Annotated in this window: 22 protein-coding genes; 18 read left to right on the top strand and 4 right to left on the bottom strand. The window is 38.3% G+C overall.

The window, feature by feature from the left end:
- Positions 1-11 precede the first annotated feature (11 nt).
- Genes F0919_RS18160 through F0919_RS18150 form a run of 3 tightly spaced genes read left to right on the top strand, consistent with a single transcriptional unit; the run spans position 12 to position 2387 of the window.
- Positions 12-662, top strand: a complete 651-nt coding sequence (locus F0919_RS18160; RefSeq protein ID WP_150034311.1) for a TatD family hydrolase — start codon at positions 12-14, stop codon at positions 660-662.
- A complete protein-coding gene (locus F0919_RS18155; protein WP_150034310.1) occupies positions 662-1384 on the top strand; it encodes a tRNA threonylcarbamoyladenosine dehydratase in 723 nt (240 codons plus the stop codon). Before F0919_RS18160 ends, F0919_RS18155 begins: the two co-directional genes overlap by 1 nt.
- A gap of 10 nt (positions 1385-1394) precedes the next feature.
- Positions 1395-2387, top strand: a complete 993-nt coding sequence (locus F0919_RS18150; protein WP_150034308.1) for a phosphotransferase enzyme family protein — start codon at positions 1395-1397, stop codon at positions 2385-2387.
- Between the two features lie 217 nt (positions 2388-2604).
- On the opposite strand, the gene F0919_RS18145 is transcribed toward F0919_RS18150, so the two are convergent.
- From F0919_RS18145 to F0919_RS18130, 4 genes are all read right to left on the bottom strand, one after another.
- Positions 2605-2985, bottom strand: coding sequence for a helix-turn-helix domain-containing protein (locus F0919_RS18145; protein ID WP_150034306.1), 381 nt, complete (start codon positions 2983-2985; stop codon positions 2605-2607).
- Positions 2986-3004: 19 nt separating this feature from the next.
- Positions 3005-3544 carry a porin family protein gene (locus tag F0919_RS18140; protein WP_150034304.1) on the bottom strand — a complete coding sequence of 180 codons (540 nt, stop codon included), beginning with the start codon at positions 3542-3544 and terminating at the stop codon, positions 3005-3007.
- A 31-nt stretch (positions 3545-3575) separates the two neighbouring features.
- On the bottom strand, positions 3576-4190 hold the full coding sequence (locus tag F0919_RS18135; RefSeq protein ID WP_150034302.1) for a hypothetical protein: 615 nt from the start codon (positions 4188-4190) through the stop codon (positions 3576-3578).
- Between the two features lie 111 nt (positions 4191-4301).
- On the bottom strand, positions 4302-4820 hold the full coding sequence (locus tag F0919_RS18130; RefSeq protein ID WP_150034300.1) for a hypothetical protein: 519 nt from the start codon (positions 4818-4820) through the stop codon (positions 4302-4304).
- A 124-nt stretch (positions 4821-4944) separates the two neighbouring features.
- On the opposite strand from F0919_RS18130, the gene F0919_RS18125 reads away from it, so the two are divergent.
- From F0919_RS18125 to F0919_RS18055, 15 genes are all read left to right on the top strand, one after another.
- Positions 4945-5226, top strand: a complete 282-nt coding sequence (locus tag F0919_RS18125) for a hypothetical protein (RefSeq protein WP_150034298.1) — start codon at positions 4945-4947, stop codon at positions 5224-5226.
- Positions 5227-5668: 442 nt separating this feature from the next.
- Entirely contained in the window at positions 5669-5869 is a 201-nt protein-coding gene (locus F0919_RS18120; protein WP_150034296.1) for a hypothetical protein, read from the top strand.
- A gap of 57 nt (positions 5870-5926) precedes the next feature.
- Positions 5927-6106 (top strand): hypothetical protein, encoded by a 180-nt coding sequence (locus tag F0919_RS18115; RefSeq protein ID WP_150034294.1) that lies wholly within the window; start codon positions 5927-5929, stop codon positions 6104-6106.
- Between the two features lie 71 nt (positions 6107-6177).
- Complete coding sequence (locus F0919_RS18110; protein WP_150034292.1) at positions 6178-6489, top strand: hypothetical protein; 312 nt, start codon at positions 6178-6180, stop codon at positions 6487-6489.
- An 84-nt stretch (positions 6490-6573) separates the two neighbouring features.
- Complete coding sequence (locus F0919_RS18105; RefSeq protein ID WP_150034290.1) at positions 6574-6786, top strand: hypothetical protein; 213 nt, start codon at positions 6574-6576, stop codon at positions 6784-6786.
- A 29-nt stretch (positions 6787-6815) separates the two neighbouring features.
- The gene (locus F0919_RS18100) at positions 6816-8903 is read left to right on the top strand and encodes an AAA family ATPase (RefSeq protein WP_150034288.1); all 2088 of its coding nucleotides are present in this window, start codon (positions 6816-6818) and stop codon (positions 8901-8903) included.
- Positions 8904-8991: 88 nt separating this feature from the next.
- On the top strand, positions 8992-9831 hold the full coding sequence (locus F0919_RS18095) for a recombinase RecT (RefSeq protein ID WP_150034286.1): 840 nt from the start codon (positions 8992-8994) through the stop codon (positions 9829-9831).
- Positions 9828-10562 carry an MBL fold metallo-hydrolase gene (locus tag F0919_RS18090; RefSeq protein WP_150034284.1) on the top strand — a complete coding sequence of 245 codons (735 nt, stop codon included), beginning with the start codon at positions 9828-9830 and terminating at the stop codon, positions 10560-10562. The genes F0919_RS18095 and F0919_RS18090 overlap by 4 nt, the downstream gene beginning before the upstream one ends.
- A 1-nt stretch (position 10563) precedes the next feature.
- On the top strand, positions 10564-11316 hold the full coding sequence (locus F0919_RS18085; RefSeq protein WP_150034282.1) for a 3'-5' exonuclease: 753 nt from the start codon (positions 10564-10566) through the stop codon (positions 11314-11316).
- Positions 11316-11750, top strand: a complete 435-nt coding sequence (locus F0919_RS18080; protein WP_150034280.1) for a hypothetical protein — start codon at positions 11316-11318, stop codon at positions 11748-11750. Before F0919_RS18085 ends, F0919_RS18080 begins: the two co-directional genes overlap by 1 nt.
- Positions 11751-12139: 389 nt before the next feature.
- On the top strand, positions 12140-12883 hold the full coding sequence (locus tag F0919_RS18075) for a hypothetical protein (protein WP_150034278.1): 744 nt from the start codon (positions 12140-12142) through the stop codon (positions 12881-12883).
- Positions 12880-14040 (top strand): DEAD/DEAH box helicase, encoded by a 1161-nt coding sequence (locus F0919_RS18070; RefSeq protein ID WP_216629449.1) that lies wholly within the window; start codon positions 12880-12882, stop codon positions 14038-14040. The genes F0919_RS18075 and F0919_RS18070 overlap by 4 nt, the downstream gene beginning before the upstream one ends.
- Complete coding sequence (locus F0919_RS18065) at positions 14041-16698, top strand: DNA methyltransferase (RefSeq protein ID WP_150034276.1); 2658 nt, start codon at positions 14041-14043, stop codon at positions 16696-16698. It abuts the gene before it with no gap.
- Positions 16695-18716, top strand: a complete 2022-nt coding sequence (locus F0919_RS18060) for a DNA cytosine methyltransferase (protein ID WP_150034274.1) — start codon at positions 16695-16697, stop codon at positions 18714-18716. The genes F0919_RS18065 and F0919_RS18060 overlap by 4 nt, the downstream gene beginning before the upstream one ends.
- Entirely contained in the window at positions 18716-18898 is a 183-nt protein-coding gene (locus F0919_RS18055) for a hypothetical protein (protein ID WP_150034272.1), read from the top strand. Before F0919_RS18060 ends, F0919_RS18055 begins: the two co-directional genes overlap by 1 nt.
- Positions 18899-18902: the final 4 nt, after the last annotated feature.

Below are 18902 nucleotides of genomic sequence, written 5' to 3'. Positions count from 1 at the left end.
AAGTCGTTATCATGCTTCTTCAGCCTTATATTGATATTCATAAACATGGAACCGAACATGATAACGATGTATTGACTATTTATAGTAAATACGATACATTTCAGACTCTTTTACCTGAAAAGCAGTACAGCATTGGTATTCATCCCTGGTATATTCAGGATTTTGAGTCTCAGTTCAATGACTTGAAAGAATCCATTAATCAGCCGAATATAATAGCAATAGGAGAATGTGGCCTGGATGCGTTGCGTGGCGTTTCACTTGAATTACAGGCGGAAACATTTCGAATGCAAATTCTTCTGGCAAATGAATGCAATAAACCCTTAATCATTCATTGTGTACGTGCCTTTCCTCAGACTCTTTCCTTATTGAAGCAGGCAAAAGTTCCGGTCATTTTTCATGGGTTCAATAAAAAGTTATCGGTGGCGGAAGATATATTGAAACAAGGCTATTATCTGTCTTTCGGTGCAGATTTATTGAAAGAGCATGCTGCTGCTTATGCAGTATTTAGTGCAGTGCCGGTTAAGCAAATCTTTTTTGAAACGGATGACAGCATGGTTGATATCAAGGAAATCTATAAAGCCGGTGGCAGAATTCGGAAAACTGCGGAAGATGCGATTATTTTGCAGGTTCAGGAAAATTTCAAAACCGTATTTAATATATAATGGAAGATACCGCATGGTTGTCGAGGACAGAGTTATTAATTGGCAGGCAAAAGCTTGAAAAGCTGATGTCATCACACGTTTTAGTAGTTGGTTTAGGTGGTGTCGGTTCTTTTGCGGCGGAATTTATTTGCAGAAGCGGAGTAGGGGAAATGACCATAGTAGATGGCGATATTGTTGACCCGAGCAACCGTAATCGCCAGTTGCCCGCACTTGCCACAACACATGGCCAAAGCAAGGCGGAAATCATGGCAGAAAGATTAAAGGCTATTAACCCCGAATTAAAACTCCATGTTATTAAGGACTTTGTAAAACCTGAAGCCGTTGCAGAAATATTATCGGGGAATTATGATTATGTGATTGATGCTATTGACAGCGTAACGCCCAAACTCACTTTTATGAAAGCTGCTTACGACAAAGGTTTGAGGATTGTAAGCTCGATGGGTGCCGGAGGAAAAGTTGATCCCACGTTATTAAAAGTAGATGACATTTCTAAAAGCTATAATTGTCCTTTTGCACAACAGGTGCGTAAGATGTTGAAGAAAGAAGGTATTTATAAAGGTATTAAAGTGGTTTTTTCGCCTGAAGAAACAGATAAAAATTCTTTGATGCTGACAGATGGCTCCAATTATAAGAAATCTGCTTATGGTACTGTTTCTTATATGCCTGCAACCTTTGGCGCTACTGCTGCTTCGGTTGTTATCCGTGATTTAATTGCAATTTAATTATACCTCAATGGAAATTTTTCCTGCCCAATATTCCACATTATCGGCATCGGCTTTGAACATTGCTTTACAGAAGGCTTATGGGTTGAACGACACCACCTGTCGTTTGCTGATTCGTAATGTAAGCGATACTTATATTCTTGAAAACGAAACTTCAAAATACATCTTCAAGATTTACAGAGATGCGCACCGTTCTTTAGAAGAGATTAAAGGAGAACTCGCATTGCTGAATGTATTAAAGGAAAATGGAGCAAAAGTTGCTTATCCGATAACAGATTTGGAAGGTCAGCAAATTCAGCATTTTCAGGCTATTGAAGGCATCCGTAACGGTGTATTGTTTGCTTATGCCAAAGGTGAAGTCGCTTATAATTTGTCAGATGAACAGTTAGCTTTGCTTGGAACGGAAATGGCAAAGATTCATAACATTACTTCCTCTGTCGAACTCCCATTTTACCGCAAAGAATATAATGTACAGACAACTTTATTTGATCCAATAAAAGTTATCAGGCCCGCATTTGGAAATCTGGAGGCTGAATATGAATACCTGAATAATACCGTATCATTTGTGGCAGAAGAAATGTCTAAGCTGGATATAAATAAATTCGGCTACGGTTATTGTCATTATGATTTTCTTCCTAAGAACTTTCATTTTGAAAATGCTGAAAACATCACATTTTTCGATTTCGATTTTGCCGGTAAAGGTTATTTGATAAACGATATCACCTCTTTTTTTATTCATTATTTTCTGGAAAATGTAAGCAACAAAATTTCAGTAGAAGAAGCTAAAAGATGTTTCGCCGTTTTTGTAGCACATTACAGCGCTATTCGTTCGTTGTCAGATGATGAATTAAAAAGTATAAAATTATTCGGATTCGGGTTTTGGATGTTTTACTTTCAGTTTCATTTTGAACAATTTGATGACTGGTCAAGCATTTTTTTTAATGAACGTTTTATAAAGGGCAGAGTAGCTTTAATAAAGCAATGGATGGAATGGGATTTTTAGCGGGGTTTTATTCAAGCAAAAAAGGATTGCTTCTTTCGAAACAACCCTTTTTTGGGGGAGGATAATGGGTCTCGAACCCACGACCTTCGGAACCACAAAAGGAAAAAATGTGTTTTTGTTTTTCTAAGTAACTGATAGTTAATTTTTTAGTCTTTGATTGTTTACGTCGGTTTATATATTTTTTATGCGATTTTTATACCTTCCTATTTGCTGAAGATTACTTCTTTTTATTATAAGCACGTGCGTTAGTATTTGTTTTCGGCCCATAGGCAGTATCAACTGCTATAACCGCTTCTTTCAACAATTCTAATGCCGTTTTATCCTGGCTCCTGAACATATTCTCAGTAAATCCAAAGAGCCAGTTCACATCGACATTGAAATACCTGCATGCATTTAGAATCTGAGCCGTGGTAAAATGTCTTTCTCCTTTTCTGATTGGCGCAATTCCTCCCTTTAAAATTCCGATTGCTTCGCAGAAGTCCTGCTGGGTAGTGACATCTTTTAAGTTCACTGAAACAATGTGTTTCATTAACTCCAGCATTCTTTGATCTGCTATGAATAGTTTTGGTGTTGCTTTCTTTTTGGTTACCCTTTCCAAGTCTTATTTGTTTATCGAATTAAAAATAATAGCCCACTGAAAGTACCATGGCATTATTATTGTAATTAGTTGGATTTTCTACGCTGTTTACTAAAACTTTGAAGTTTGTATTTACAACCTTGGCGCTAAGATAAATACCGGCATATTTTGTAAACTTGTGTCCAGCTCCTGCACCGGCAGCATAGTATAAACCATATTTTTCCGATTCGACAAGGCCATTGATTGTCTTAAATGTTTTGCCTATTTGTCCGAGTGCGAAAAAAGTATTCTTCTTGTAATCATATTTTGGTTTGATATCGATATATGCACTCGTCATTGAAAAGTCTCCATTGAATCTTACTGAATTATAAGAATAGAGAATTGCGCCTATACCTACCTGCAGATACTTAATGATGCTGTAATCAATAGTTGCTGAACCTCCAGCCGTAAATGTTCCGCTCTTTCCATTTTCTCCACCATTATATGTTAAACCAATGTCTACATACGGACTAAAGCCAGCGATTTGAGCACTTGCAAATGCTGGAGATATAATTAGTAAAGTGAATAGTAGTTTTTTCATTAGCAAGTTTTAAAATTTATTGCTTAATAATTTACTTAAGCATAAAATTATTTATAAAAACAATTCCCTTGTAATCACTTGGAGTAAAACTGCAACCCGCAACAGGTCCTTGTCCATCATAATAATCACTAGTATTTTTATAAATAAATGCAGAACTCATTTTTGGGAATGAACATTCTGGATTTTCTTTTATTGTCATTAATGCATGCTCTGCAAGGTATTTAGCAGCAAAAGCTAACTCCGATGTATCATAAGACTTTGTTTTTAGTAACATGTGCAATTGCTTTCTGTTACACTTCTCCTCTTGATCATCAATCCTAATAATTTCCCAAGTTCCCATCTTGTAAAATCTAACGGAATCATTGAAGGTAATTTCTTTCTTAATTTCTGCATCTTTTGTAGAATCAACTTTATATCTGTTAATCCAAAAGTTGGCTTCTTTTATTTGTTTTGTATCAAATCCTTCAGAATCAGATGAAATTATTAATGCATAACTATATATTTCGTATTGATTTGAGTCGTTTATAGCTGCTTTAAAGTCCGTATAAATATTATTATATAGATTTTCTTCTTTTGATTTACATGATGAAAATGTCGTTAGTAAAGCAAATAGAAAATAAAAGTTAAATGTAATCTTTCGTCCCATAATTAATTATTTACATAACGCCATTTAATGGCGTACACGTACTGTTGTTTTGCATTTCGTTTTTTATTAGCATGAAAAAAATAACACCAATATCTAATTCAATTAAGAACTCTATTTCTTCTCGGAAGCCTTACGTTTTACCGGAGGGTTCCTTACGCTCAATTTTCCAGCAGCAAGATCCGCCTTTAATTTTGCGACTTCTCGTTCGTCATCAGAATTGTGAGATACATCCAAAAGCTTTTCTTGACTTGTTTCAGAAAGAACCTGTATATTCTTTAAATTAGTAATTAAATCTTTTTGGTCATTTCTAATAAGTTCTAGTAAGGACATTATGCCTTCACTTATTTCAACCACTTTTGAATTATTGGTTTCATTTTCGTTTGAACATGAGTCAATAATTATTTTTTTTTGTTCCTTCTCAAACATACTTCCCTTTCCTAAAATGAACCACTCGAAATTTATTTCGAATTTATTCATTACCGATTGTATAAAATCAAGTTTTGGCTGGGTTCCCTTTAAGTAATTACGGATTTTGGCTTCATCAGAGTTTACTAATGATGCAAATCTTGAATTATTACCTTTTGCGAACTCGTTTATAAGCTCCTGTAATCTATTTTGAAATAATTTCATTATTAATTAATATGTAATTATATCGAAAAAAGTTTCGAAATAATTTTTTAATTCGAAATAAGTTTCGAATATTTGCATTGTAATTGAAACGGTAATTCAATTACAAACTACAAATGTAATTGAAATGGAAAGTAAAGATAATAACATAATCAATAAAATGTCGGGTTCAATCGAAAATACCCATCGTTCGGTAGATGTTCTGCCATCGTTCAGGAGATTGATTAAAAGGAAATATAGCAAGCGGGGAAATGCGGTATTGATGGAAGAGAAAACAGGCGTTTTGAGGCAGACTTTCAAAAACGTGATTGACGGGAAAAGGATTCAACGTAAAAGTCTTGAAACGCTTGTGAAGTACTTCAAAGGAGACGATGCCAATGTTGATGACTATATAAAAGAAGCGATATGATAACCAGGGTTTACAAATTTCCTTTTAATGACAGGATTAAAACTGAATCGCAAGCAGAAGCAATAGCATGGCTAGATCGATTGAAAAAAACTATACAAGATGAGTTTACAAACGATCAAAAAAGCTGGGTAAGTATCGGAGCAATTATAGTTGTTTCCAATTCAAACACCGATGTTCAAATAGTCTCTGATTCAGGTTGATCAAGAAAAGGAAGGTCATCAATTTTTGACTCCATAAACTTTTGAAAAGCCTCACAGCATGTTTCGATTTTTAATGACCCATCTGAGCCAAAAGATATATTAGGCTTCTCATTGCAAACAGGACATGTGAATGCAGATAATTTAGAAACAATAGAATTACTCATACAAATAAGGTTTGGTTACTGTAAATGTATGATAAAGCCCGAAAGGCAACAAGTAGGGCTTTTAAACTTATAAACAAGATGGCAGCATCATTTAAAAATACTGATGAAGAGATATCATTTTGCCTGAAACAGGTAAGTATCTATTCCAACCGTGCTACACTTTTATTAAAGAGAAAGGAAGAGGTTTCTACCTCTTCCCCCCGAAAGGGGAAACGGATAAAGAAACAGTATCTATCCGATGAGCAACGGGATAAACTATATCAAAAAGCAATTTCTTAAAATAAAAAAAGCCCCCACGGCAATGGAGGCAATTATTCACTCTCTAAAGTTATAATCATGCAAAGTAACGAAGAAAAATTCCTACAACAAAAAGCTTTTCTTGAAAAAGCGCAAAAGCAGCTGCAGCTTCTATGGTCTGAATCAATGATTTTAGATCTTGATAATGCCGATAAGCTTCTGGACAAATGCCATACAGAGATTACCTCTATGAAGGTAATTCATGAAACGCTCGGCTAGCGCCAGTTCAGAAGAGTTCCTCATGGGGTTATTCCTGATACTCCGATTACTCACCATTCAAATTTCTTGTCATGAAACGTCTTTACAAACGCTTTATCAATTGGATATTCTATAACCGGAACGCAAAAAGGTTAATGCAGGATAGAAGATTTGCTTATCTGTTCAAGCAGCTTTATGCATGCAAGACATCGGAGCATCTGGAGGCATTCCGCTTTTGCGCTGAGAAAGTATTGCAGCCGAAAGATTACAGCTGTGTAAGGTTCAAAGATTTGGTTCACGAAATCGATATGATGGATGCCTTCATAAGTAAGGATGAAATAAGGTTGCAGGAACTAAGAGTTGAATACGGTGATTATATACTCAGGCAAAGTAAGCTAACATGATAACCTACCTGATACCATCTATCGCGATATTCTCTGGCCTTCTTATTCAAAACCAACTTTTCAAAACCATAAATTATTTCACAAATGAATTTCATACCTCATTCAGTAAGCGAAGAAAAACAAATAAGAGAAATGGACGCTCCTCAGCTTTTGGAGTACGCAACTGAGCTCAATACATTATTAGAATCTGATACGGCACCTGTTGGTACAAGTGAGTTGCTTGCATTGGCAAGAATTCAATATAAACACATCACCGGTGTGCCACTAACCCTAACAACTCTTCAAAAGGTAGTATAAAATCCAATCACAGCATAAAATCAATACACATGAAACTTATACTTAAATCACTCCGGATAACAAATTTCAAAGGCATATCTGATTTTTCAATCCAATTCAATGAGAAAGAAAATTTCGTGTTTGGTGCCAACGGTTCAGGCAAGACTACTATATCCGACGCTTATCATTGGTTAATGACAGGCAAGAATAGTAATGACGAAAAAGACTTTGAAATAAAACCTATTGACCAAAGCGGTAACCGTTCCCAAAAGCTTGACAATATCGTTGAAGGTGTGTTTGAAATGGATGGTGAAGAAATAACGCTTAAAAAGGTTCATTCCGAAAAATGGAAAAAACCAAAAGGCCAACTGGAGGATGAATTCAAAGGCAATGAAACTACTTATTTCTATAATGGCGTACCGGTTAACATGAAGGAATACCAGCTAAAGATTTCCCAATTCATACCCGAAGATAAATTGAAGCTGTTCAGCAATACAGGTTATTTCAATTCGCTAAAGTGGAATGAAAGACGAGCGGTATTAATTGACATGGCCGGTGGTGTTGATACAAATGCATTGATTGCCTCAAACCCGAATTACTCTTTCATTGGTGAATTCTTAGGGCAAAAGAAATCATTCAAAGAGTTTAAAACACAGATAGCGGCTGAAAGAAGAAAGGCCAAAGATGAACTGGAATTGATTCCATCACGCATTGATGAAGTCCAACGAGCCAATAACAGCCTTCAACATCCTTTTGAAAGGCTTAAAGCAGAAAAGGCAAAGCTGGATGAAGAATTATCCAGTATTGAAAATGCCATAAACAACAAGAATGAAGCCAACAGCTTGCAGGATAGAAAAATTGATGAACTTAGGAAAGAACGTTACAACCTTAGCAGCCAGGCGCAATTAATATCCGATGCTTTAAAAACAAGCATTTCAGCAAAATATAATAGCCCTGATGAAACTAAGATGAAGTTTGAACAGGAAATTAAAACAGATGTCCAACTCGTAGATGACGCAAACAAAGACCTTATATATCTTAACCAACGGATTGAATCGGGTAATGCCAAAATTGACACCTGTAACAAGGATATCAAATCATTAAATGAGTCTATTGCTGATTATCGTTCAAGGTGGATTGAGTTAAATGGTAAGACCATCACTTTCGACGAGAAAGAATTCTGTTGCCCGACGTGTAAGCGTGGCTATGAAGAAAGTGATATCGCTATAAAGAAGCAGGAACTTATTGAAACTTTCAATATCACAAAAAAACAGTCATTGGATTCTTTCGTTGAAAAATCGGATGCAGAAAAGGATAAATTGAAAGCAGAAACTGATAAGCTTTCCGAATACAATGAGGCAATAACCCTTATCAAAAAAGATATTGTTGAAAAGGAAAAAGAAGTAAGCGATATCAAATTGCGAATTTCCAATAATCAAAATACATTACAAGCCCATCTTAATAAGCCTAAAGAAGACAGGCAATCTCCTGATGAAGTGTTGAACGAAGCCCTTGATAAAAACGAGGAGTACAAAATCCTTACGGCTAAGGTACATGAAATCGACGCTGAACTTGCTGAATTCAAGCCGGTAGATAATAGCGTATTGATTATCCGTAAAAATGAAATCAGGGCATCCTTAGAGGTAATAAGCAAGGACCTACAAAACGAAGTGCTTATCAAAAATAACCTTCTCAGAATTGAAGAGCTGAAAGCTCAGGAAAAAATATTATCCCAGCAAGTGGCTGACCTGGAGAAAAAGGAATTTTACATGTTACAGTTCAGCTTAAAGCAGATGGATGAGGTAGAAAACATTGTAAACAAAATGTTCAGCTACGTTTCATTCAAAATGTTTAGGACACAGATTAACGGTGAAATTGATGAGGATTGTGAATGCCTCGTAAATGGCAAGCCTATCCATGGCGGCGCGGTAAATACTGCTTCAATTATAAATGCCGGTGTGGACATCATCAATACGCTCAGTAAGCACTATAACATCTATGCGCCGATGTTCATAGATGGCCGAGAATCGGTTACGGAGCTTATCGACACTGTTACCCAAATAATCAATCTTATTGTTTCACCTGCTCATGAAAAGCTAACCATAACCGAATCGGTTGGCATGCTGGAAGCAGTATAACCTTTTTTCATGGTGAATTGGTTTAGACTGGCTGTTTATACAGCCGGTTATTAAAAACAACTCTTTAAAAATTTAAAATCTTATAGCTATGTCAGCTGATAACAATAACCAACAATTACAAAAGTCATCCATAGACAAATTAAAAAGTGTCCTTTCTGCCGAAAGCGTAACAGTTCAATTCAAAAATGCATTGAAAGAACATTCAGATATGTTCATTGCATCCGTAATCGATTTATATGGTAGCGATTCAAGCCTTCAACAATGTGATGCCGGAGCCGTAGTAAAAGAATGCTTAAAAGCTGCTGTACTTAAACTACCGATCAACAAATCCCTGGGCTTTGCTTATGTGATTGGTTTCAATAATACAAAGGGAAAGGATGCTGAAGGGAAGTGGATTAAAGTCATGGAGCCTACATTTCAATTGGGCTATAAAGGATATATCCAATTAGCAATGAGAACCGGGCAGTATAAAATCATTAATGCTGATTTGGTATATGAAGGTGAGTTCAAAACAAAGAATAAGCTCACCGGTGAATTTGATTTGACAGGTGAGAAGAAAAGTGAAACTGTTATAGGCTACTTCGCACATATTGAGATGCTGAATGGGTTTTCAAAGACTTTATACATGACTAAGGATAAAGTAGATGCACATGCAAAGCGATACAGCAAATCCTATAATTCAACCAGCAGCCCTTGGAAATCAAACTTTGATGAAATGGCTACAAAGACAGTCTTGCGTAATCTTTTATCCCATTATGGTTTCTTATCGGTAGAAATGGCTGGAGCAATGAATCAGGACATTGATAATGATGCGGCGGTTGAAAGCGTAAAAAACGATATAAATGACAATGCCAATTCCGGAACGATGTCATTTGATGATGCAGAAGAAATTAAAGATGGTGAAGGTTCAGATCCCTGTCCAATATGAGGTTAAAAGTTTTAGGTACCGGCAGTAATGGGAATTGTTACATCCTTGAAAATGACATAGAATCATTGGTAATTGAACTGGGTATTCCATTCAGCAAAATTAAGCAGGGTTTAGGTTTTGATTTATCAAAGGTTACTGCGGCTCTTTGTACCCACAACCACAATGACCATTCGAAATCATTGTCAGACGCTTTAAATGCCGGTATCAAAGTGATTGTCAGCAAAGGAACCACCGAGGCCAAGAATGTGCAGCATCATGGTATAACTCATATCAGAAAGGGCCAGAAAATAAAGGTTGGAAATTTTGAAATACTGGCCTTTGATATACACCATGATGTTCCGGAACCACTTGGATTTTTAATCAGGCATGAGGAATGTGGTTTGGTGTGTTTTTTGACAGACACTACTTATTGTAACTATAAGTTCCCCGGCTTAAACAATATAATAGTTGAGGCTAATTATTGCGAGGATATCATTTATGAAAAATTGTTAGCAGATAAGAAGTTTTTAAGGGATAGGGTTATCAACTCTCACATGAGCATCAACACCTGCAGGGATTTTCTTTTAGCCAATGATTTAAGTGCCGTAAACAATATAGTATTGATACACCTTTCGGATAGCAATAGCAATGCAATGGAATTTGAGAAGAAGATAGTTGCGGCCACGGGAAAGAAGGTGACAATTGCAGACGCCGGGATAGTAATTGAAAATTTTAATAAATCAGCTATTTAAAATGAAACTACAACTTAAAAGACCAATTGTTTTCATAGACATTGAAGGTACTGGTATCGATTGTGATGTCGATCGTATAGTTGAATTATCGCTTGTCAAATTACACCCCAATGGCGAACGAGAAATAAAAACCAGAAGGATAAATCCAATTATACCAATACCTGAATCTGCAACAGCAATTCATGGAATTACTAATGATGATATTGCAAACGAGCCGACATTCAAACTACTTGCCAAGAGTCTAATTGACTTTATATCTGAATGCGACTTTGCAGGATTCAATAGCCTAAGATATGATTTCCCACTTCTTTACAATGAGTTCAGACGGGCGGGAATAGAATGGAATTACAAAGCATCATACCTCGTTGATGTAGGAAATATTTTCAAGATAAAGGAACAGCGTACACTTACCGCTGCTTATAAATTCTATTGTAATAAAGACTTGGAAGGTGCGCACGGTGCGGAGGCGGACACCGTTGCTACCGCTGAAGTGCTGGCATCTCAATTGGATCGGTATGAAGATTTGCCCAGTGATGTTTCCGAATTGGCGCTGATAAGCAATTATGATAGCCCAATACTAGACATATCCGGGAAGTTTACTAGCAATGATGCCGGAGATATACTGATAAACTTTGGAAAATACAGGGGGCAACCAGCAAGTGAGCATCTGGATTTTATTCATTGGATGTATTTCAAGGCTGATTTCAATCCGGATACGAACAATATATGTGAAATGCTGCTTCAAGGTTATTAATGGAAAAGTTAGAATTGAACGGACATGTATTAAATGACGGCAGGTTGAATATTCCGCTAAGGATTCAATTAACTGATTGGTTATTCAAGAATAAGGGCAAGGACGTAAAGCTCACTGTCGAAATAAAGAGAAGAAACCGTAGTACTGTACAAAATGCTTATTACTGGGGTGTATGTGTCCCATTAATACAACAGGGCATTAATGACTTAGGCCATAACCTGCTAAAAGAAGAAGTACATGAATTTTTAAAGAAGGAATTTAATCTGAAGGAAGTGGAATTGGACAACGGGCACACTATAAAAGTACCTGGTTCTACAACAGAAATGACAACGGTTAATTTTATGGTTTACGTAGAAAGGATTCAATTTTTTGCAGCCAACATGTTGGGAATAAACATTCCAAATCCCAATGAACAGACAACATTTGATTATTAAGAAGCTGTATATGAGTGAGTGTTTACCCTGACTATTTCTATGGTGTAAGGGTTTAAGGAATTTAATTTTTGAATGAACCAACCATTAAAGGTTCCTGATGTCGCAAACGATAAGGTTGGGCGAAACTGAAGAAGGGAATCTCAACAAAACATTGCAGAATGAAATAGTTTAAGTCTTTACCTGCAAGGATAAAACAGGATTTCATCACACAAACTGAAATGAGCCCGCTATGCATGGGCGGGCTTATATGGGTGCCTTGGATAGGTGGTTATGTTGGCCGAGACACGCGAAGTAAATCAACGGTAATATGACAGGTCCTTTATTAGTCAATGTTGGTTCGAACCCGATATCGCCCGCAAGCTATTTTTCAAACAATAAATTAAAACAAAATGAGTAGAAAAAAACTAACCGTCACTTTAGGCAATAATTCAAAAGTAGTTGCATCGGTAGCGGAAGCTTTAGGATTGAAAGAAACAAAACGTCCTTACAAAATTGTATCGGCCAGCATCAATGATGGATTCTGTAATTATGGATTCGAAGTGACCGAAGGTGTTGGCTTAGGTGACCAGCACCCCAACGTAAAAGGAGCCGGCCTTTATAAAAACGATTTGGGGGAGGCCTTTGGAAAGCTACATGTCCACTTCGCATGTATTGATGATGTATTCAAGCATAGCAACACCGAAATTGATGACATCGATAAGTTTCACATCCACGAATTAACCTCGCTTTACCACGTTACCAGTATAAAGATTGTAGGAGCTGAAGAAAATGAAACGGTCGTTATAACTGGAAGTAAACATATTAGCTGTACCGGCGGTAGAACAGGTTTCTCAACCCCTCGTATTCCTTTTGATGAGTTATCATCTTATCAGTGGCACAACGAGTTAAGAGCATTAATAAACCTTATCCGTGAAGAAGTTTCTCTATACAAAGAAGGGAAATATACGCTTCCTGATTCAGAAGATGAAGAATTATCTCACAAAGAAAAAGGTAAGCATATTAAGCAACGTACCATTTTAGACCAGATTAAGGAAACGGAAGGAGAGAATAGTGACACAGGTACCGATGACGAAAGCGACGAAACCGAAGGTTTAGATCCTGCAGATATTGACCTTGAAAGCAACAGGGTGTGATATTCAGTCCAAGGTGGTACCAGCAGGAAGGGATTGATATAGCTGTGTCATTTTTCAATAATTACACAACATATCGTAATACGTTACAAATCTATCCTACCGGTTCCGGAAAATCTGTAATCATCGCAAACATCGCGAAAGGTGCCCATGGTAAGACATTAGTACTGCAGCCGTCAAAAGAAATTCTTGAACAGAACGTTGCCAAATACAGGAGTTACGGTTTTCGGGCAGGTATATACTCTGCATCAGCCGGCCAGAAGTATCTGGATGTTGTAACGTTTGCAACGATTGGCAGCATTGCAAAAAAGGCACACCTTTTTAAAGATGTCAAAAATATCATAATCGACGAATGCCATTTAGTTAATTCAGATGATGGTATGTACAAACAGTTCTTTGACCGGATGCCACAGGCTAAGATACTCGGGATGACAGCCACGCCTTATAGATTATCAACAGGAGCGGAAGGCGCAGAATTGAAATTCCTTACAAGGACTTATCCAAGGGTGTTTACCAATGTCAGCTATTATGTACAGACAGAAACGCTGTTCAATGAAGGGCACCTGGCCAAGCTTGAATATTTCTCTATAAAGGCCTATGACAGGAATTTGCTTACCCTGAATAGTTCGGGAACTGATTTTACGGAAGCATCCATTCGTGAAATGCAAAAGAAAGTCAACATGTCCGGCCTGACTGTTAAATATGCCAATTGGCTGTTGAGTAAAAGAAAGAACCTGCTTGTATTCTGTACGCTTATAAGTGAGGCAAACAAAGTGGCAAAAGGCATACCCGGTTCTGTAGTTATTACCGGTGAAACAGAAGGAGGAGAGAGGTCCCGCATATTAAAAGACTTCAAGTCAGGTAAGATAAGGTGTGTTATAAACGTCGGAGTGCTTACTACAGGATTTGATTATCCGGAATTGGAAGCGGTGCTTATGGCAAGGTCTACAATGTCACTGGCATTATACTATCAGATTATCGGCAGGATAATGAGGCCACATAAAGATAAGAATTCAGGCTGGTTCGTGGATTTGGGAGGCAACATAGAACTATTTGGAAAAATTGAAACAATGTTGATTAAGGAGGATAGAAAAGGACAATTATACATTGCCAATCAGGGCAAACAACTAACAGACGTACCGTTTAAAAAAGCAGCATAGATGACACCGACAATACCATATGACCAATTCCTGAAAAACAAGGTAAGACTTGCCGCTTCCAATGGCTTTTCAATTGGAGTAGACGAAATAAACCCAAGGTTAAAGCCACATAACAAGCTAATGGTAAAATGGCTGGTAGAGAATGGGAGGGCTGCGTGTTTTGCAAATTTCGGATTGCATAAGACGGTTACACAGCTTGAAACAGTTCTTTGTACGCTTCGCGAATTAGGAAAGGCCGGCAGGCTTACAAGTGGGAAGGGATTGATTGTTTGCCCATTGGGTGTCAGGGCTGAATTTATAAATGACGCCAGAGACATCCTTGGATGGAACAAACTTCCAAAATTCATCAGGTGCTTATCAGAAATTGAAGATGATAACGATATCTACCTGACTAACTATGAGACGATACGTGATGGCAAGATAGACCCAAGATATTTTGATGTGGTATCTCTTGATGAAGCGTCCATTCTTCGGGGATTTGGAGGATCGAAAACTTTCCGTGAATTCATGAGATTGTTTACAGGTGATGCAGGGCCTAATGGTAATAGGCGTGGTGTACAATGCGTGATGTATAGATTTGTTGCTACCGCTACACCGTCACCAAACGATTATATAGAGCTATTGGCATACGCAGATTTCCTTGGGGTAATGGATGTTAGCCAGGCAAAAACAAGGTTCTTCAAAAGGGATAGCACAAAAGCAGATAACCTGACATTATTGGAGAGCAAAGAGGAGGAATTCTGGCTGTGGGTTGCATCATGGGCTTTATTTGTCACGAAGCCATCAGACCTTACCGGTAATCCCGCAGATGATGAAGGATATATATTACCTGAACTTGATTTAAGGTGGCATGAGCTTACAAGTAACCATGAAGATACCGGTACCGAAAAGAGTGGCCAAGGCCTTTTATTCCGTAGTCTGGCACTTGGTCTACAGGGAGCATCAAAAGAAAAAAGGGAAAGCCTGCCTGCAAGAATCAAAAAAGTACTTGAATTACGCCTGGAGGATTTATCCGCACATCGTGTTATCTGGCATGACCTTGAATCTGAGCGGGAGTCATTGGAAAAATCAATCCCTTCCATCAAAACAGTTTTTGGTAACCAACCACTTGAATTGAGAGAACAAATTGTTTCTGATTTCTCAAACGGTTTAATTCCTGAAATCGGGGGGAAACCTTCCATGCTTGGTTCCGGTACCAACCTTCAAAAATATTGTTCATGGGCAATCTACATGGGTATTGGTTTTAAGTTCAATGAATTCATTCAAAGCATACACAGGTTACTACGTTTCCTGCAAAAAAATCAGGTAAGGGTAGATCTTATTTATACAGAGGCAGAAAGAGAGGTCCGCAGGACTCTTGAGCGCAAATGGAAACAACACAATAAACTGGTTCAAAAGATGATAGATATCGTAAAGAAATTTGGGCTTTCACAAGCGGCAATGGCCCAGCAGCTCACGCGTAAAATGGGCATAGAGCGCAAAGAAATACGTACCGACAAATTTGCCATATTCCAAAATGATAATGTTCCGGAAACGAAGAATATAGAAACTAACAGCGTCGGTTTAATACTTACCTCATGGCCATTTTCCAATCAATATGAGTATTCCCCTAACTACGCGGATTTTGGCCATTCGGAAAGCAATGCAGAATTCTTTAGGCAAATGGACTATCTGACTCCTGATACATTTAGGGTGCTGAAACCAGGTCGTATATATGCCCTGCATGTCAAAGACAGGATAATACCGGCTGGCATTACAGGCTTAGGGTTCCAGACAACTTATCCTTTTCACATTGATTGCATTCAGCATATGGTTAAACATGGCTTCGCCTATATGGGCATGAAAACTATTGTTACCGACGTAGTAAGGGAAAATAATCAAACATACCGTTTAGGATGGTCAGAGCAATGTAAGGATGGCAGCAAGATGGGAGTCGGTATGCCCGAATACCTTCTGCTTTTCCGTAAGCCGCCGACAGATACTAGTAATGCATACGCCGATGAACCGGTACTGAAAAGGAAGCCCGTAATGGTTACTCCTGAAGGAAACCTGATACCTTATGACAGGGATCTTAAATTTCCAATCAAACTTGAAAGTGGTTACAGTATTGCGAAATGGCAGGTGGATGCCCATGGCTTCACGCGAAGTTCAGGCGACAGGCTCATTGATCCTGAAGATTTATGGTCCCTAAAAGCGGATGAGGTTTTCAAGCTTTATAAAAAACACAGCCTTGAAGAAGTTTACAATTTTGAACATCATGTAAGGGTTGGTGAACTGTTGGAGCAAAAAGGGAAATTACCCCCTTCTTTTATGCTCCTCCAACCCCAGAGCTGGAGCGACGAAGTATGGACAGATATAACGCGGATGCTTACCCTTAACGGTAAGCAATGGAGCAAAGGAAAGGAAATGCACTTGTGCCCGATGCAATTTGATATTGTAAAAAGGGTAATTACCCAGATGAGCAATGAAGGTGATATCGTGTATGACCCTTTCGGTGGGCTGATGACTGTTCCATACTGGTCCATTCTTTTGAAACGATTTGGAATGGCCTGCGAACTTAACCCTTCTTACTTTTTAGATGGTGCCTCTCATTGTCAGGCAGCAACGCAACAAGTGGGTATTCCCTCATTATTTGATTTATTAGAAAATAGAGCATGACACCAACATTTTTAGTAGTCGATTTGTTTTGTGGCGCAGGCGGGACGACTCAAGGTTTTTCTATGACTGATGGAAAGGCGAAGGTAATCGCATGTGTTAACCATGATCCTATTGCAATAAAAAGCCATTGGGCAAACCACCCGGAAGTTGCACACTTTGAGGAAGATATAAGGACATTACATCTTGCCGGATTAAAACATATTGTCAGGCATTACCGGCGGAAATACCCAAAAGCAAAACTTATCCTTTGGGCATCCCTTGAGTGTACCAATTTCAGCAAGGCTAAAGGTGGTCAACCGCGTGATGCAGATAGTAGGACGCTCGCTGATTTCCTGGACCGTTACATCCTTGCTATAAAGCCTGATTACGTTCAGATTGAGAATGTGGTCGAGTTTATGAGTTGGGGGCCATTAGATGCCAAAGGGAAACCAGTCAGCAGAAAGAACGGTACCGATTGGAACAGGTGGCGTAACCGATTATGTTCTTATGGATATCGTGACGAGTGGAAACAAATGAATAGTGCTGATTTTGGGGCTTACACCAGCCGAAACAGGCTATTTGGATGCTTTGCTAAAGAAGGATTACCGATTGTTTGGCCTGAACCAACCCATTCAAAGAAAGTTTCAGAATCAACTGAGTTGTTTGACACTCCTTTAAAAAAGTGGATGCCGGTGAAAGACGTTCTGGATTTTTCAGATGAGGGTAAAAGCATTTTCAGAAGAAAAAAGGAACTTTCTCCAAAAACATTCGATCGCATTTATGCCGGACTGATTAAACATATTGCAGGGGGTAAAGAAAACTTTATTTTAAAATACAATTCGACTACCTCTGCCGGAGTACACCATCCACCATCAACAGACGCTCCTTGTCCGACAATAGCCTGTCAAAACAGATTAGGTGTAGCATTCATTTCCAAGTATTTTTCTGGTGATCCTGATGGTAAAAACATTTCAGTTGAGGGCCCTGCCGGAACAATTAAATGTATTGACAGCCAGGCATTGGTACAGGCCTCCTTTATATCCCAAAGAAATAGCGGTGATCCTGAAAGCAAGATTGTGGATATTGAAGGACCCGCAAGAACGCTAACATCTACCGGTGGAAATCAGGATTTAATTCAGGCTGCTTTCTTACACGCTTATTATGGAAATGGAGATAACAATTCAAGCGTCAATGAACCGGCGCCGACCATACCTACAAAAGACAGATGTGCATTGGTCCACCCAAATTATCTGGTGAATTATCATCACAGCTCCAGTACCAATGATATAAACGACCCTTGTCCAACGCTTACCTGTAAGGACAAACTGAGTATCATTCATCCTCAGTTTCTGGATAAGCAATATGGAGGGGCAGACAATCATCAGTCCCTGGAGCAGCCTGCAGGCAGTATTCTTGCAAACGATAAGCATTGTCTTGTCAGCACACAGCATTTTATTGACCGTAACTTTTCAGGAGGCGGGCAGCATCAAAGCGTAGAACAACCTGCAGGGGCATTAATGACTGTCCCGAAGATGAACATTGTAACCGCATTTGTAATGAACACCAATTACGCTAATACTCCTACTTCTATTGAACAGCCTGCACCAACAATTACGGCTAACAGAAAGTGGGCATATTTAGTGAACCCTTCATGGGGCGGTGCTAATGGCAGCATTGATAAGCCCTGTCCAGTTATTGTCGCAAGACAGGATAAGGCGCCACTTTATCTTATAAATGCTGAAACCGGCCAGATAGCAATTCAGGTTTATGATGATGATTTGCCGATTGTGGTAAAAATTAAAGAATTCATGGCTTTGTACGGCATTGTTGATATTAAAATGCGCATGCTCAAAGTTGTTGAGCTTCTTAAAATTCAGGGTTTCCCTGCCGACTATAAATTGCATGGCAACCAAACAGACCAGAAGAAATTTATTGGTAATAGTGTCGTGCCGCATGTTGTAATGGCATGGACAAACAGGATGACACTGGCCATTAATGAATTGTCATTACAAAGAAGTAATATTAAAAAAGTTGCCTGATGACACCGGCACAATTCATATTACTTGTTTTCGAAGTCAGGCAGCTTCAGAAGAAGTATGAATTGACCCGTGATGGTAATGTTAGAAAGCGGATGAAAAAATATGAAGCAATCCTGGACAACGTAATAAAACAGGAAATGAAACCAAGGAACCCGCAACAAGAATTATTTGAAGCAAGTTAAAAAT

This window comes from Taibaiella lutea (assembly GCF_008629695.1).
In the GTDB taxonomy this organism is placed as follows: Bacteria; Bacteroidota; Bacteroidia; order Chitinophagales; family Chitinophagaceae; genus Taibaiella; species Taibaiella lutea.
Note: the sequence above shows the minus strand (reverse complement) of the source record. Positions and strands in the feature narration are given on the sequence as shown.

Excerpts from the sequence above, each read along its gene's own strand:
- F0919_RS18140 (WP_150034304.1), bottom strand. The coding sequence starts at position 3,544 with ATGAAAAAACTACTATTCACTTTACTAATTATATCTCCAGCATTTGCA.
- F0919_RS18150 (WP_150034308.1), top strand. The coding sequence starts at position 1,395 with ATGGAAATTTTTCCTGCCCAATATTCCACATTATCGGCATCGGCTTTG.
- F0919_RS18090 (WP_150034284.1), top strand. The coding sequence starts at position 9,828 with ATGAGGTTAAAAGTTTTAGGTACCGGCAGTAATGGGAATTGTTACATC.
- F0919_RS18160 (WP_150034311.1), top strand. The coding sequence starts at position 12 with ATGCTTCTTCAGCCTTATATTGATATTCATAAACATGGAACCGAACAT.
- F0919_RS18135 (WP_150034302.1), bottom strand. The coding sequence starts at position 4,190 with ATGGGACGAAAGATTACATTTAACTTTTATTTTCTATTTGCTTTACTA.
- F0919_RS18110 (WP_150034292.1), top strand. The coding sequence starts at position 6,178 with ATGAAACGTCTTTACAAACGCTTTATCAATTGGATATTCTATAACCGG.
- F0919_RS18105 (WP_150034290.1), top strand. The coding sequence starts at position 6,574 with ATGAATTTCATACCTCATTCAGTAAGCGAAGAAAAACAAATAAGAGAA.
- F0919_RS18095 (WP_150034286.1), top strand. The coding sequence starts at position 8,992 with ATGTCAGCTGATAACAATAACCAACAATTACAAAAGTCATCCATAGAC.
- F0919_RS18075 (WP_150034278.1), top strand. The coding sequence starts at position 12,140 with ATGAGTAGAAAAAAACTAACCGTCACTTTAGGCAATAATTCAAAAGTA.
- F0919_RS18085 (WP_150034282.1), top strand. The coding sequence starts at position 10,564 with ATGAAACTACAACTTAAAAGACCAATTGTTTTCATAGACATTGAAGGT.
- F0919_RS18100 (WP_150034288.1), top strand. The coding sequence starts at position 6,816 with ATGAAACTTATACTTAAATCACTCCGGATAACAAATTTCAAAGGCATA.
- F0919_RS18065 (WP_150034276.1), top strand. The coding sequence starts at position 14,041 with ATGACACCGACAATACCATATGACCAATTCCTGAAAAACAAGGTAAGA.
- F0919_RS18055 (WP_150034272.1), top strand. The coding sequence starts at position 18,716 with ATGACACCGGCACAATTCATATTACTTGTTTTCGAAGTCAGGCAGCTT.
- F0919_RS18060 (WP_150034274.1), top strand. The coding sequence starts at position 16,695 with ATGACACCAACATTTTTAGTAGTCGATTTGTTTTGTGGCGCAGGCGGG.
- F0919_RS18130 (WP_150034300.1), bottom strand. The coding sequence starts at position 4,820 with ATGAAATTATTTCAAAATAGATTACAGGAGCTTATAAACGAGTTCGCA.
- F0919_RS18115 (WP_150034294.1), top strand. The coding sequence starts at position 5,927 with ATGCAAAGTAACGAAGAAAAATTCCTACAACAAAAAGCTTTTCTTGAA.
- F0919_RS18080 (WP_150034280.1), top strand. The coding sequence starts at position 11,316 with ATGGAAAAGTTAGAATTGAACGGACATGTATTAAATGACGGCAGGTTG.
- F0919_RS18155 (WP_150034310.1), top strand. The coding sequence starts at position 662 with ATGGAAGATACCGCATGGTTGTCGAGGACAGAGTTATTAATTGGCAGG.
- F0919_RS18120 (WP_150034296.1), top strand. The coding sequence starts at position 5,669 with ATGGCAGCATCATTTAAAAATACTGATGAAGAGATATCATTTTGCCTG.
- F0919_RS18125 (WP_150034298.1), top strand. The coding sequence starts at position 4,945 with ATGGAAAGTAAAGATAATAACATAATCAATAAAATGTCGGGTTCAATC.